This window comes from Larkinella harenae, from assembly GCF_054780515.1.
In genome coordinates, this window is record NZ_BAAGWE010000001.1 from 408,145 (window position 1) to 421,818 (window position 13,674).

Annotated in this window: 12 protein-coding genes; all 12 read left to right on the forward strand. The window is 48.6% G+C overall.

Annotated features, from left to right (window positions below; genetic code table 11):
* The first annotated feature begins 6 nt into the window (after window positions 1–6).
* The 12 genes from ACYVH9_RS01680 to ACYVH9_RS01735 all read left to right on the forward strand — a co-directional run bounded on the left by ACYVH9_RS01680 (window position 7) and on the right by ACYVH9_RS01735 (window position 13,667).
* Window positions 7–633 (forward strand): ExbD/TolR family protein, encoded by a 627-nt coding sequence (locus tag ACYVH9_RS01680; RefSeq protein ID WP_460634551.1) that lies wholly within the window; start codon window positions 7–9, stop codon window positions 631–633.
* Between the two features lie 52 nt (window positions 634–685).
* Complete coding sequence (locus ACYVH9_RS01685; protein ID WP_460634552.1) at window positions 686–1,213, forward strand: ExbD/TolR family protein; 528 nt, start codon at window positions 686–688, stop codon at window positions 1,211–1,213.
* 36 nt (window positions 1,214–1,249) lie between these two features.
* Window positions 1,250–2,077, forward strand: coding sequence for an energy transducer TonB (locus ACYVH9_RS01690; RefSeq protein ID WP_460634553.1), 828 nt, complete (start codon window positions 1,250–1,252; stop codon window positions 2,075–2,077).
* Window positions 2,078–2,297: 220 nt separating this feature from the next.
* Entirely contained in the window at window positions 2,298–3,230 is a 933-nt protein-coding gene (locus tag ACYVH9_RS01695) for a PstS family phosphate ABC transporter substrate-binding protein (protein ID WP_460634554.1), read from the forward strand.
* Window positions 3,231–3,329: 99 nt separating this feature from the next.
* On the forward strand, window positions 3,330–5,090 hold the full coding sequence (locus ACYVH9_RS01700; RefSeq protein WP_460634555.1) for a tetratricopeptide repeat protein: 1,761 nt from the start codon (window positions 3,330–3,332) through the stop codon (window positions 5,088–5,090).
* Between the two features lie 159 nt (window positions 5,091–5,249).
* Window positions 5,250–5,825 (forward strand): adenylate kinase, encoded by a 576-nt coding sequence (locus ACYVH9_RS01705; protein ID WP_460634556.1) that lies wholly within the window; start codon window positions 5,250–5,252, stop codon window positions 5,823–5,825.
* A gap of 45 nt (window positions 5,826–5,870) precedes the next feature.
* On the forward strand, window positions 5,871–6,878 hold the full coding sequence (gene obgE / locus ACYVH9_RS01710) for a GTPase ObgE (protein WP_460634557.1): 1,008 nt from the start codon (window positions 5,871–5,873) through the stop codon (window positions 6,876–6,878).
* Window positions 6,879–6,925: 47 nt separating this feature from the next.
* Window positions 6,926–9,649: a T9SS type A sorting domain-containing protein gene (locus tag ACYVH9_RS01715; protein ID WP_460634558.1), complete on the forward strand. Its 2,724-nt coding sequence runs from the start codon at window positions 6,926–6,928 to the stop codon at window positions 9,647–9,649.
* 199 nt (window positions 9,650–9,848) lie between these two features.
* Window positions 9,849–11,987, forward strand: a complete 2,139-nt coding sequence (locus ACYVH9_RS01720; protein ID WP_460634559.1) for a T9SS type A sorting domain-containing protein — start codon at window positions 9,849–9,851, stop codon at window positions 11,985–11,987.
* Between the two features lie 140 nt (window positions 11,988–12,127).
* Window positions 12,128–12,499 carry an NADH-quinone oxidoreductase subunit A gene (locus ACYVH9_RS01725; protein WP_460634560.1) on the forward strand — a complete coding sequence of 124 codons (372 nt, stop codon included), beginning with the start codon at window positions 12,128–12,130 and terminating at the stop codon, window positions 12,497–12,499.
* A gap of 54 nt (window positions 12,500–12,553) precedes the next feature.
* Window positions 12,554–13,099, forward strand: a complete 546-nt coding sequence (locus ACYVH9_RS01730) for an NADH-quinone oxidoreductase subunit B (protein WP_460634561.1) — start codon at window positions 12,554–12,556, stop codon at window positions 13,097–13,099.
* Window positions 13,100–13,163: 64 nt separating this feature from the next.
* Window positions 13,164–13,667, forward strand: coding sequence for an NADH-quinone oxidoreductase subunit C (locus ACYVH9_RS01735; protein WP_460634562.1), 504 nt, complete (start codon window positions 13,164–13,166; stop codon window positions 13,665–13,667).
* The last annotated feature ends 7 nt before the right edge of the window (window positions 13,668–13,674 follow it).

A 13,674-nucleotide genomic window follows, 5' to 3' on the forward strand; every position in this document is an offset into this window, starting at 1 on the left:
TAAACTATGCCTATCGTTAAGCCTAAGCGGTCGAGGCCTCACATGGATATGACGGCGATGTGTGATGTGGCATTCCTTCTTCTGACCTTCTTTATTTTGACGGCTCAGATTCGCGTACAGGAGGCTGCTGAAATCAACCCGCCAACGTCTATATCTGGTATAAAAGTGCCTGATACCGATATTATGACCATCAGTTTGGATAAGGACGGAAAAGTGTTCTTTGGTATCGATGGCCAGCCTAACCGGATTGCTATGCTCGAGAATATCGGCGAAACTTACGGTATTTCGTTTTCCGATCGGGAAAAGAAAGCCTTCTCGCTGCTGCCAAACTTCGGTCTGCCAATCGGTCAGCTGAAATCGTTTCTCTCGCTGAAATCCGATCAGCAGGCACAAATTAAGCAACCAGGTGTTCCCGTTGACTCAACGGCCAACCTGCAAACGAATCAGTTGTCGCAATGGGTATTTAACGCCCGGAAAGCGAATAACAAGCTGCGGATTGCGGTGAAAGGAGATAACCTGGCGAAGTTTCCGAACTTTAAGAACGTGTTGAGTTCCTTGCAATCGCAGAACATCAACAAGTTCAACCTGATCACAGGTACTGAAGCTCCACCCGCCGGTTGGACAAATGATTAATTAAGTTTAAACCACAAACTCACGCGATTCATCGCCTTAGATTCGTAAAAAGATGGCAGATATCGACACCGGTGGGGGTGGTGGTAAGCATAAAGGTGGGAAAGTCCGGAGTAAAAAATCTTCTACCCGCGTCGATATGACGCCGATGGTGGACTTGGGCTTTCTTCTGATCACATTTTTTATTCTTGCCTCCACCTTAAGCAAACCGTCTTCGATGACACTGAACGTGCCTGACAAGACTGAAAAAGTAGAAACGGAACCTATCAAGGCTTCCAAAGTAATGACGATTTTCCTGGGCAAAGAAAACCAGATTCACTACATCTTTGGAAAAGCTGCCAACGAAAATCCGGAGTTAAAAACGGTTCAGTTTGGTCAGGATATCCGGACTGCGCTACAGGAAAATAAAGCCAAGATCGGAGAGAAAGATTTTGTGGTGGTCATCAAGCCAACTCAAGAATCTACCTACAAAAACCTGGTAGATATGCTGGACGAAATGGCTATTACAAAAACAAAACGCTACGCGTTGGTGGATCAGTTGACTCCTGATGAGGAGAAGCTTATTGCTGACAAAATGAAGTAATGAACGGCTAACGCCAATTCAATTGTATTAATCGCCATGGCAGAAGTAACGACTAACACGGGGACACTGGACGATATTGTGTTCGCCGATCGTAACAAGGCGTATGGTGCGTATGCATTACGGAAAGACTATTCCAAGACGATCTACCGTTCGCTGATTATCGGCTCGGTATTGTTCCTCCTGGCAATGGCCACCCCAACAATCATTTCGGTGCTGAAACCTGAAGAACAGGAGCAGGCAATGGTTGAAGTGGACCTAATGAAATTACCGCCACCGCCAATTGACCCCAATGAGCCACCGCCACCGCCACCACCGCCGGTTGAATTGCCGAAAGTGAACACGGTGAAATTCCTTCCACCGGAAGTAAAGCCGGATGAAGAAGTGCCTGAGGAAACTCCTCCGCCAACCGTTGAAGAATTGAAAGAAGCGGTTGCTGCTGAAAAAACGCAGGAGGGTGACCCAAACGCTGAGGAGGTAATTGTAGCACCCGAAGAAACCGCTGGCCCAACCAAAGTGGAAGCTGCGGTAGAAGCTGCTCCGAAAGAAGAGCAGGTTTTCACGGTGGTTGAACAAAATCCGGAATTTCCGGGCGGAATGGCAGCGCTTGGCCAATTCCTTAACAAGAACATGCGTTACCCACCCGCGGCCTCACGGGCTAACATTTCAGGCCGGGTATTCGTAAGTTTCGTTGTTAATACCGATGGTAGTATTCAGGACGTTACCGTTCTGAAAGGATTAGGTTTCGGTACGGATGAAGAAGCCATGCGTGTAGTAAAAGCCATGCCAAAATGGCGGCCTGGCAAACAATCGGGTCGTCCGGTACGGGTTAAATACAACCTGCCGATCAACTTCCAATTGGAGTAAGCTTGCGAATGAAGCAAAGACCATCCGGAGATCTTCTTGGCATGTATCTTAATGTGCTAATGGGATTATTATACTTGGGAGGGGGCATCTACCTGATTGCCTCCTCTCAGTCTTTTGGCCTGTTACCCACCGGTACTTTCCGGTATCTGTTAGCCGGTTTGCTACTCGTTTACGGAGTGTTCAGAGCTTATCGGGGTATACAACGTTTGTTTTAGTAAGTATGAATGCGTTGATTAAAATTGGGGTCGGGCTTGGAATGCTAAGTATGCTTGCCTGCTCAACGCCCCCGGCGGATAACCCAAGCCATGGCACCATCAGTATGACCGCCGATGAGTCGCTGGAGCCTATGGTGGAGTCTATCTACAAAGCTTACGAAGGGGTGTATCCGAATGCAAAATTTAGCGTGACTTATAAGCCGGAGCAGGAAGCTATTGCGACGATGTTGCGGGACAGTGCTCGGCTTGTTTTTTCAACGCGTGAATTAAGTGAGCAGGAGAAATCAGTTTTTGTTAAAGAAAAAATCAAGTACAAATCTGAATTTATTGCCATTGACGGTATTGCATTGATTGTTGGCCGGGAGAATCGGGATAGTCTGATTACGATGGCCGAATTGAATGACATATTTCATGGTCGGATTACCCGTTGGGAACAGCTGAAGAAAGGTACCCAGACAGGCCCCATCGTTCTGGTATTTGACAACAATAATTCCAGTAATCTTACCTTTGCGCTGAAACAATTTAAAGTCAATGACTTGAGCCGGATCAAAATTTTTACGGTAAATTCAAACAAACAGGTGATTGAATATGTTCGTAAGAATCCGACAGCATTGGGTTTCATAGGAGTTAATTGGATTAGCGATGGAGATTCTCCCTTGACGGCAGAACTGTCGGAGAACTTAAAGGTCATGGGAGTGTCTGAAAAAGCTAATCCTACGTCAATCGACGATTTTTTTCAACCCTTTCAGAAAAATTTGGGTTTAAAAACCTATCCTTTGCGCCGTAACGTTTATATCATTAGCCGGGAAGCGCACTCGGGATTAGGAAGCGGATTGATCAATTATATTATGCGGGATGTTGGCAGCCTTTTAATCGAAAAAAGCGGTCTTTGGCCTGCGAAACCGTATATTCGGGAAGTGTTTTTGGAAAAGAAATGAAAAAATTTCTGTTTCCAAGGCAACTTTGTAATTTTGCATTTTGTTTTTTTAATAATAGATAGTAAAAACTTTTCATCCATTCTCAACCTGAAACTTGGCATGAATTTTCAAAAGAAAGCTCTGTTGACAGTGGTGGCCGCCGGTATGTTCGGTTCATTACAAGCGGTTGCCCAAGATGCACAATCGGGAGTTAAGGATCTGGAAGCAGGCCGTTACAACAAGGCTATCCAAACCTTTCAAGGTTTGGCAACCAGTGCCCCTTCAGCCGAAAACTTTTTTTATCTGGGTTATGCCCAGCTGAAAGCCGGTAATCCGGATGCTGCCAAGCAAGCCTTCGAAAAAGGCGCGGCTGCGGATGCTAAAAACCAGCTTAACAATGTTGGATTGGGAGCTGTTGCATTGGCTAAAAAAGACCGTGCTACGGCAAAAACCCTGATCGACGAGGCATTAAAAGCAACCAAAAATAAGAATATCGATGTGTTACTGCGCGCAGGCGAAGCCTACACGATGTTCAGGAAGCCTGAAGAAGGTGTAAACGATCCGGCAGAGGCAATTCGGATTTTGACAATTGCCGATGAGCGTGATAAGAAAAACGAGAACGCTGAAATCGAAATGGCACTGGGTGACGCGTACACCCTGAAAAACGACGGTGGAAATGCCGTAACAAAGTACGAAAACGCGCTGGCAATTCGTCCTAATAACGCCGAGGCTAAATACAAAATCGGTAACACGTTCCTGCGGGCCAAAAACTATCCGCAGGCGCAAAAGTTCTACGAAGAAGCTATTGCTGCTGACCCGGAATTTGCACCAACGTACGAGGATTTGGCGGAAGCATTCTTTGGTTCAAGAGCCTATAAGAATGCGGCCAAGAACATGGATTTGTACATCCAGAAAAGCCAAACTACCAACGTTGACAAATTGTTACGTTCTGCTCAGTTCGACTTCCTGGCTGGTGACAATGCCCGGGCTATTCAGAAGTTAGATCAACTGAAAGGAAAAGTTAACAACCCGGTTATCCAACGGATTTACGGATGGGCTTATTCGGGTTCTGGTAAGTACAACGAATCTATCGAAGCATTGAATACGTTTATCCAAACGGCACCGGATAAAGTGATCTATGACGATTACAAATACCTGGGTCGTGCGTATGCTCAATTGGGAACGCCCGAAGGTGATTCATTGGCCTTGGTTAACCTGGAGAAAGCAGCTCCGCTGGATTCAACGGAAAACCTGTACCGTGAAATCGGTAAAACGTTGTATAGCGCGAAAAAATACGATCAAGCTATTGGTGCCTGGAAAAAGGCTATTGCGTTGGATACTGGAAAAGCAACAACGAATGATTACTTCCAATTGGGTATGTCAAACTACCTGCAAGGAAGCCGGGTTGGCCGGGATAGCTCCTTGATGATGGGTGGCGACACCAGTGCTATCCGTCTGGCAAAAGAAAAATACTATGCCGGTGCCGATTCTGCTTTCCTGAAAGTTAACCAGATCACACCTGATTGGTCGCCAGGTTACTATTTCCGGGCTTCAGCCAACTACTTCAGCGATCCGAAAGGCGCGATGGCGTCGGGCGAAGCCGTTCCGATGTACGAGAAATACCTTGAAGTAGCTGATAAAGAAATCGCGGCTGATGCAGCCAAGAAAGAGGCCAATAAGCGGTATATGATGACGGCTTATAAGTTCTTGTCTTCTTATTATGCAAATAAGAATGATGCCGTCAAATCACGCGAATACCTGACAAAAGCTGCGGAATTGGATCCGAACGACAAGGATGTGCAAAATGCATTGAACCCGCCGGCACAGCAACCTGCTGCTAAACCCGCTGCTAAAAAACCAGCTGGTAAGGCAACGAAATAACCTTATTTGGGGTCATTATTCAGAAAGAGGAACCATCAACATGGTTCCTCTTTCTGCGTTATAAAACACCTATTGATAAATAGTTAGTGATCAAATGGGGTTTTCCTCTTAACAATTGTATTTTTGTGCGCTAACGTGCGTGAATCTTGTAAATATTCTATGCTCAATATTGTACTATTTGGCCCGCCGGGTGCCGGGAAAGGCACACAAAGTGAAAAACTAATTGCCCAATATCAGTTGGTGCATTTGTCAACCGGAGACCTGCTCCGTTCCGAAATTCGGGAAGGAACTGAACTTGGCTTGCGGGCCAAGATGCTGATGGACCAGGGAATTCTGGTTCCGGATGAGGTCGTCATCGGGATGATTGAAAACAAGTTGAAAGAGAATCAGTCTGCTGCTGGCTTTATTTTTGACGGTTTTCCAAGAACGGTTCCTCAGGCCGAAGCCCTGGATCGATTATTGACGCAATACCATACGCAGATTACGGTCATGGTAGCATTGGTAGTTGATGACGAAGAGCTGACGAAGCGGCTTTTGATACGGGGACAATCATCGGGGCGTCCTGATGATCAGAATGAAGAATTGATCCGGCGCCGGATTAAAGAATACAACGACAAAACGATGCCCGTCGCGAGTTACTACGAATCACAGGGAAAATACAAGGCCATTAATGGCATTGGACAGATTGAAGAAATATTTCAGTCCATTTGTGAGAAGATTGACAAGCCTCAGTAAGGTTTGAAGTAACAGAGAAGCGATTGTTGGGGCTCAAACAGTAGCATGGCTTCATCCAATTTCATTGATTACGTTAAAATAAATATTCGGTCAGGCGCTGGCGGAGCTGGGTCCATGCATTTTCGGCGGGAGAAACACGTCGATAAAGGAGGACCTGACGGGGGCGATGGTGGCCGGGGAGGGCACATCATTTTAAAAGGCAGTTCGCAGTTGTGGACCTTGCTGCATTTGAAATATCAAAAGCACATCAAGGCCAAACCTGGTAAAGCAGGTGAGGGAGGACGTCGAACGGGTGCTGAAGGTGAGGATGTCATAATCGAAGTTCCGCTGGGAACCGTTGCCCGCCATGCGGAGAGTGGCGAAATAATGGCCGAAGTTACGGAAGACGGTCAGAAGATAATTTTGTTACACGGCGGTCGGGGTGGTTTAGGAAATGATCATTATAAATCATCGACCCGACAGACTCCGGATTATGCCCAGCCCGGCGAACCGGGCCTGGAAGAATGGGTAATTCTGGAACTGAAATTGCTGGCGGATGTAGGACTGGTCGGCTTCCCGAATGCCGGTAAATCGACGCTGCTATCGGTGCTATCGGCCGCTAAACCCGAAATTGCAGATTACCCTTTTACAACTCTTGTTCCCCAACTCGGAGTTGTTGCCTATCGGGATTACAAATCGTTCGTGATGGCCGATATTCCCGGAATTATTGAAGGAGCATCGCAGGGGAAAGGCCTGGGTCTTCGCTTTTTACGGCATATCGAGCGGAATTCCATTTTATTATTTCTCGTGCCTGCCACCAGCGAAGACTGCGAAGCGGAGTATGAAACGCTTTTGAACGAATTACGGCAGTATAATCCCGAACTACTCGATAAGCAACGCCTACTAGCCATTTCTAAGGTAGATTTAATGGAGGAGGAAGACTATGAGAAGGTTCGGAAACGTTTACCGGCTACTATACCCACGGTATTTATTTCAGCAGTTCGTCAGCAAGGTATCACGGAGTTGAAAGATCTGATCTGGCAAGCGTTGATCCAACCCGAAAACGAAGTATAACCAATCCACCAGCGACCATCGCGATTGTCCCAATGGGACGCTCAGCTATGAATAAATTACGATTTTCCACAACGTTATGGAGCTTATGTTTACTGTTTCTACCTGTGCTGTCACTGGCGCAGATTCAGATTACGTTTCCTAAATCCCGGATGGTTTTTCAGCGAAATAACGCCAACGAAGCACGGCTTTGGATTGGCGGTTATTACTCGCAGCCTTTCACTCGGGTTCAGGTACGGGCAGAACCCATGGACGGCGGAACATTACTCGACTGGACAACCATTCAGGAAAATCCGAAAGGAGGAGCTTTTTCTGGTTCAGTAACTTTGAAAGGAGGGTGGTATCGCTTGAAAATCCGCGGTTTACAGGGCGAGCAGTATATAGAAGGCGGAGGAATAGAACGAATTGGCGTTGGTGAAGTATTTGTCATTGCCGGGCAGTCGAATGCCCAAGGATTTAATAATTACGGAGGCCCGGGCGCCAGCAGCGACCGGGTTAGTTGTGTTAACTTCGGGTCAGGAACCGAAGACTCGCCGTTTGATCCGAACTTTCCCGAATTTTCGCACCTGGACGCTACCACCCGGGTTTTTCCGCGCGGTTATTCATCCTGGTGTTGGGGGCGGCTGGGCGATCAGCTCGTAGCCCGACTGGGGGTTCCGGTTTTATTCTTCAACGCAGGTTGGCAGGGGTCTTCTTCTAAAAACTGGCGTGAAAGTGCCGACGGTATTCAAACCACCGAAGAATACACGGGCACTCAAAAATACCCGGTTGGCCAACCGTACGGAAACCTTCGTACGGCCTTGAACTATTATGCGCAGGCGCTGGGGATTAGAGCTGTTCTCTGGCATCAGGGGGAAGCCGATAATATATTCAATCGGTCAGCCGACGATTACGCCAATAACCTTCGTCAGGTTATTGCCAGAAGCCGGGAGCACAGTGGCAAAGATATATCGTGGGTAGTCAGCCGGGCTTCTCACTCCGATAATTCTGGGAGCAGTGGCAACATCTTAGCGGGGCAGGATAGAGCCGTTCAACTAGCGGGAAATGCTTTTCCGGGACCTAACACAGATGGAATTCAGGTTCCACGTCGTGGTGCTGGGCAGCGCGACAATGAGGGCGTTCACTTTTATGATCAAGGCTTAATTCAATTGGCCGATGCCTGGAACGCAAGCCTGAATGATAATTTTTTCCAGAACTCCCGTCCGCAGGGACCTGCAACCGGGGCCACCATCACCGTAACCTGCGGAAGCACCAATACGCTGGCCCTGCGAGTTGATGGAAACTACAGCTCAATCAACTGGAGTTCCGGAGCGGGAAATGGGCAGACTGTCACTGTAGGTAGTGGGCAGTATATGGCTACGGTAAAAGACGCACTGGGCAATACGGTTTTTACGGCTCCTTTCCAGGTGCCAAATCGCCCCGCTATCACAACCAACGGCCCAACTACGTTCTGTGAAGGCGGGAATGTGACACTAACCTCAACGTACGATAACACTTTCTGGAGCAACAACGGAACCGGACGAAACATCACGGTTTCGGCAGCGGGTAACTACCGGGCCGTTTACCGGGATGTGGGAAACTGCGAATTCACCTCCGATGAAGTTGGGATTAAAGTCAATCCGTTACCAACCCCGCCCACGGTCAGAAATCTGGGACAGGCGCGTTTCTGTGATCGGCTGGCCACCACACTTGAGTCGACGGACGCCTTGACTTATAATTGGAACACCGGCGAAAAGTCGAAGCAGATCGAAGTTCGTAAAGGCGGAAATTACTCCCTGACGGTGACAGATCAGAACGGCTGTACCTCGAAGGAGTCGAATCAGATCAATATCATTGTCGATCCGCTGCCCACCCGTCCGGTGGTTACGGCAGGTGGACCAACCACATTTTGCGCTGATCAAAACGTTACGCTGACCTCAACGGCTGAAGCCGCCTATACCTGGGAAAGCGGGCAGACCTCTCGCAGTGTAACCATCAATCGGGCCGGGAATTATTTGGTCAGAACACGGAATATTTACGGCTGTTTATCGGACCCATCGAATACGGTTACGATCAACGTCAATCCGCTCCCTGCTCCCCCGACGCTGACTGCCAGCGGCTCTACCACATTCTGCGATGGAGAACGGGTAACGCTGACTGCCAGCGGTTCGCTAAAAGCGTTCTGGAGTGTAGGCGATTCCACCCAAAGTATCGTAGCTACCCGATCCAATACGTATACAGCCCGTGTTCGCGATGCCAACGGTTGTTTTTCACCATCTTCAGCGGGTATTATTGTGGATGTAAAACCGGTGCCGACGGTGCCCATTGTACAACAAATTGGTACGTATACGCTCGAAGCAACCGGAACCCGACAGGGCGATTATTACCGATGGGAGCGGGACAATGCGCTTGTTGACCTTCGAACGGCAATTATCAAAGCGAATCAGACCGGATCGTACCGCGCCCGGGCATTTCTGGCTTACGACAATGGATTGGTTTGTAGCTCCGACTTTTCTGCGGCCATTGCCTTTACCTTAATCATTGATAATGATGGGTTAAGCGTTTACCCTAATCCCAGCCCGAACAAGATTGTGATTCTCGAGACGCTGGAAGATATAACCAATGCAACACTGACCTTAACTACGCTGAGTGGGCAGGTACTATGGCGGTCTACGGTAACCTCCTTTAATGAACGGAAGCAGTGGGATTTCTCGACGGTTCCGCCTGGCCATTATGTGCTGAATGTCAAGTCCGCCACCTTCAACGTATCCAAGCGCATATTAATTGGATTATAAGACATTAAAAAATGCGTTACGCCCCGCGAAATCCCATTCGCGGGGCGTTTTGTTTTCCCGGAAAAAAGCGGAATCTTTGTTAGTTAAACTGTCGAAAATCCGATTGAATGGCCCGGCGTTTGACTATCCAATAGCGGCACAAGAATCAGATAACCGAAAAAGTAGAGAGATTGTATTGAGAACGATTACTTGTTAAGGAATGAAGTTTACCGTAATTACCCGAATGTTAGGCATTGCGGGATTGCTTTTTTTAGGACATTCAGCGACCGCCCAGTTAAAAATAACGTACCCTGTTAATCGGGCGGTTTTTCAGCGCGATCAGCGCGACAATGGTACGATTTACATTGCGGGGACCTATACCCAGCCAATCACGAAAGTTGAAGCCCGTTTGGTCAAAATGGCTGATGGACAGGGTATTGATACCGACTGGCAAACCGTTCAGACGGAACCTAAGGGGGGCGTGTTTCAGGGGCCCATCACGGGAAGAGGAGGCTGGTACCGATTGGAAACCCGGGCCTGGCAGAACGATTCGCTGGTAGGACAGGACAATGTAACCCGGATCGGAATCGGAGAAGTATTCATCATTACAGGTCAGTCCAACGCGCAGGGGTTTCAGCAACAGGGCGCTGAAGGTGCCACCGACGACCGGGTCAATTGCATTACGTACGACAATACCGCGACCAATTCACTCGAAAATCCACCTTCCCTTAGTTTCCGCCAGCTTGGAGCCGATGCACTTGTGGGGCCCCGGGGGCAAAGCGCCTGGTGCTGGGGATTGCTGGGCGACATGATTGCTCGCCGGTATAACGTGCCGGTATTGTTTATCAACACCGCCTGGGCCGGAACGGCCATTCACAACTGGATCGAAAGCTTCGACGGCAAGACAACGAAAAATGTATTTATTGAGCAGAACCTGCCCGCCGGGATGCCTTACGGAAATCTGTTGGTTTCTCTACGGTATTTCAGTTCGCTCCAGGGGCTACGGGCGGTTTTGTGGCAGCAAGGAGAAACCGATAACCATTTGCGGTTACAACAGGAGCAGTACCGGTTGTCGATGCAACTGCTAATTAATAAGACCCGGGCCGACACAAAACGGTACCCCTCCTGGATGCTGGCCCGCTCCTCTTACAACCTGGGGCGGTTTGATAACGGTATTATTGCGGCCCAAAATCAGGTGATCAACACCTTTAATAACAACGTTTTTGCCGGTCCGGAAACTGACCGGATTCAGATTCCGCGCTACGACCAGGTGAACGGCGATGGAGGAACGCATTTCGGGGGCACCGGCTTGCGCCAATATGCCGAAGCGTGGTTTGCCAGTATGGACGAACGCTTTTTTACCGGTTCTAAACCGTTGATGCCGCTGCCAACACCAGTATTGACCGTTGCCTGTGCCGCCACCAACCAGAGCATCAATCTGAGTTTACAAACGGAAATACGCGATCAGGACAATACCTTGTTCGATCTTAGTAACATCACCTGGAGCAACGGGCAGAAAGGCAAGACATTGAACGTATCCGCCCCCGGGACTTATTACGCAATTGCCAAGGACGAAACCGGGACAACGTTTATATCGCCATCCGTAACGGTTACGGCCCCGCTTGTACCAGCAACGCCAACTATTGTGCAGGCCGGTCAGCAGCAGGCTTGTGCTGATTCAATGTTTACCTTTACAACCGATAGCCCGGCTACCAACAGCATTGTGTGGAACACCAACGCCACGACCCGGCGTCTGTCCGTCGGAACGGCAGGAAGTTATACCGCCCGGGCTGTCAATCCCTACGGTTGTACATCGGGCGTATCGGCCCCGGCCAGCCTGATCATCCGGCCTCGGCAAGTGTCACCTGCTATTGAGCAGCGCGGACCCTTCTCCCTCCAGGCCATTCCGCCCGCTGGGGCTCCGGTGGCCCAGCAGCAGTATGATTGGCGCACGGGCACTACATTAATCGCGGGTAATAAAAACGTTATAAAAGTAACCCAGACTGGGCAATATGCTGTTCGGTCAAAGACCACGTTTACGTTGGGTAGTAGTTCCATTGTTTGCTACTCACCCTATTCCGCTGAGGTTGGTTACATCAGTAACCCCAATGCTGATAACGGTATCATTGCTTTTCCTAACCCCTCCGCTGACGGAATTGTCCGGCTTGAGATCAAGGAAAATCTGAAAAATGCTAACATAACTGTCTCAACCTTAAGTGGTCAGGTAGTGTACACCACCCTGGTGCCGGTGTTTGATAATCAGGTGGCTGTCAATTTGTCGAATCTTTCAACGGGGAATTATATCATCCGGGTCAAGGCCGATGGCTACAAGGCCACCCGGCGGGTTTGGATAAAATAACGGTCGAATAAGACACAAAGCGGGCCTTTCAATCAGTTGGAAGGCCCGCTTTGTGTTGATAAATCCGTGGTTATGTGGTAAATTTGAGATAATTTCGTGTTTGAAATATCATTAACTTGCCGTGCTTTCGGCAACCTTGTATGAACTCAATCTATTTGCCTTCTGATTATTTGCCAATCCTGATTCAATTAGGGTTAGCACTGGGATTTATCGTTGTTACGATGATCGTTACCCACAACATCGGCCCGAAACGAAATAGCCAGAAAAAAGATGCTGCATTTGAGTGCGGTATTCCTTCCGAAGGCGATGCCCGGACGCCGATTTCCATCAAGTATTTTCTCATCGCCATTCTTTTTGTGCTGTTCGACGTAGAGGTTATTTTTATGTACCCCTGGGCCGTTAATTTCAAAAAATTGGGCATGGAAGGCTTTATTGAAATGATTCTGTTTATGGGATTACTGCTGTCCGGATTCTATTATATCCTGAAAAAGGGTGTATTGAAGTGGGAGTAAACCTAAGTTCAGGAATAAATGTTTATTTGTTGGTATCAATAAATAACAAACACTATGGCAAGCGATATTAAGATAGTCGAAGCCCCCGACAATTATAGTGGAGCGGGGTTTCAGGCGACTTCATTTGATAAAATAATTGGACTGGCCCGGGCTAATTCGCTCTGGCCATTGCCGTTTGCAACGTCTTGCTGCGGTATCGAATTTATGGCAACGATGGCCTCGCGGTATGACATTGCCCGTTTTGGTGCCGAACGACCCAGCTTCTCGCCCCGTCAGGCCGACGTATTGCTGGTGGCCGGCACCATTGCAAAAAAGATGGCTCCTGTACTCAAACAGGTGTACCTGCAAATGGCCGAACCGCGCTGGGTGATTGCCATTGGAGCGTGTGCGTCGAGCGGAGGTATTTTCGACACGTACAGCGTATTGCAGGGTATTGACCGCATTATTCCGGTAGACGTTTACGTACCTGGCTGTCCACCGCGTCCGGAACAGATTCTGGACGGGTTGATGCAGGTACAGGAACTGGCCAAGAACGAATCACTCCGTCGTCGGAATTCACCCGAATACCAGCACCTGCTGGAATCGTACAACATTCAATAAACGAAATACGTGAAGGGCGAAGGAGAGGAGCGAATAAGCTCCTTCCTCGCTCCCTCTTTCAACCATGACGAACGAAGAAGTAGCTAAAGATCTGATCCGGAAGTTTGGGGAAAACGTCTATGATTTTGATGAGCCGTACGGAATGCTGACCCTGTCGACAACGCGGGAGCAGATAGTTCCAATGGTTGAATACCTGCGGGAACATCCCGTGTATCAAATCGGTTTTCTGACGACACTTTGTGGCATTCATTATCCCGACGACCCCGAACCGGCGCGGGAGTTTTGCGTTGTCTACCAGCTTCACAGTCTGACGAACAATTTCCGGATTCGCATTAAAGTCTTTCTGGCGGAAAACGATCTGCATATTCCAACCCTGACGACGGTTTACAACAGTGCTAACTGGATGGAGCGGGAAACGTACGACTTCTTTGGTATCATTTTCGACGGCCATCCGAAGCTGACCCGGATTCTGAACATGGAAGATATGGACTATTTTCCGATGCGGAAGCAATATCCCCTCGAAGATCCAACGCGGGAAGATAAGATCGATGCACTCTTTGGACGCTAAGGAACGA

Excerpts from the sequence above, each read along its gene's own strand:
- ACYVH9_RS01690 (WP_460634553.1), top strand. The coding sequence starts at position 1,250 with ATGGCAGAAGTAACGACTAACACGGGGACACTGGACGATATTGTGTTC.
- ACYVH9_RS01725 (WP_460634560.1), top strand. The coding sequence starts at position 12,128 with ATGAACTCAATCTATTTGCCTTCTGATTATTTGCCAATCCTGATTCAA.
- ACYVH9_RS01680 (WP_460634551.1), top strand. The coding sequence starts at position 7 with ATGCCTATCGTTAAGCCTAAGCGGTCGAGGCCTCACATGGATATGACG.
- obgE (WP_460634557.1), top strand. The coding sequence starts at position 5,871 with ATGGCTTCATCCAATTTCATTGATTACGTTAAAATAAATATTCGGTCA.
- ACYVH9_RS01730 (WP_460634561.1), top strand. The coding sequence starts at position 12,554 with ATGGCAAGCGATATTAAGATAGTCGAAGCCCCCGACAATTATAGTGGA.
- ACYVH9_RS01715 (WP_460634558.1), top strand. The coding sequence starts at position 6,926 with ATGAATAAATTACGATTTTCCACAACGTTATGGAGCTTATGTTTACTG.
- ACYVH9_RS01735 (WP_460634562.1), top strand. The coding sequence starts at position 13,164 with ATGACGAACGAAGAAGTAGCTAAAGATCTGATCCGGAAGTTTGGGGAA.
- ACYVH9_RS01695 (WP_460634554.1), top strand. The coding sequence starts at position 2,298 with ATGAATGCGTTGATTAAAATTGGGGTCGGGCTTGGAATGCTAAGTATG.
- ACYVH9_RS01700 (WP_460634555.1), top strand. The coding sequence starts at position 3,330 with ATGAATTTTCAAAAGAAAGCTCTGTTGACAGTGGTGGCCGCCGGTATG.
- ACYVH9_RS01685 (WP_460634552.1), top strand. The coding sequence starts at position 686 with ATGGCAGATATCGACACCGGTGGGGGTGGTGGTAAGCATAAAGGTGGG.
- ACYVH9_RS01705 (WP_460634556.1), top strand. The coding sequence starts at position 5,250 with ATGCTCAATATTGTACTATTTGGCCCGCCGGGTGCCGGGAAAGGCACA.
- ACYVH9_RS01720 (WP_460634559.1), top strand. The coding sequence starts at position 9,849 with ATGAAGTTTACCGTAATTACCCGAATGTTAGGCATTGCGGGATTGCTT.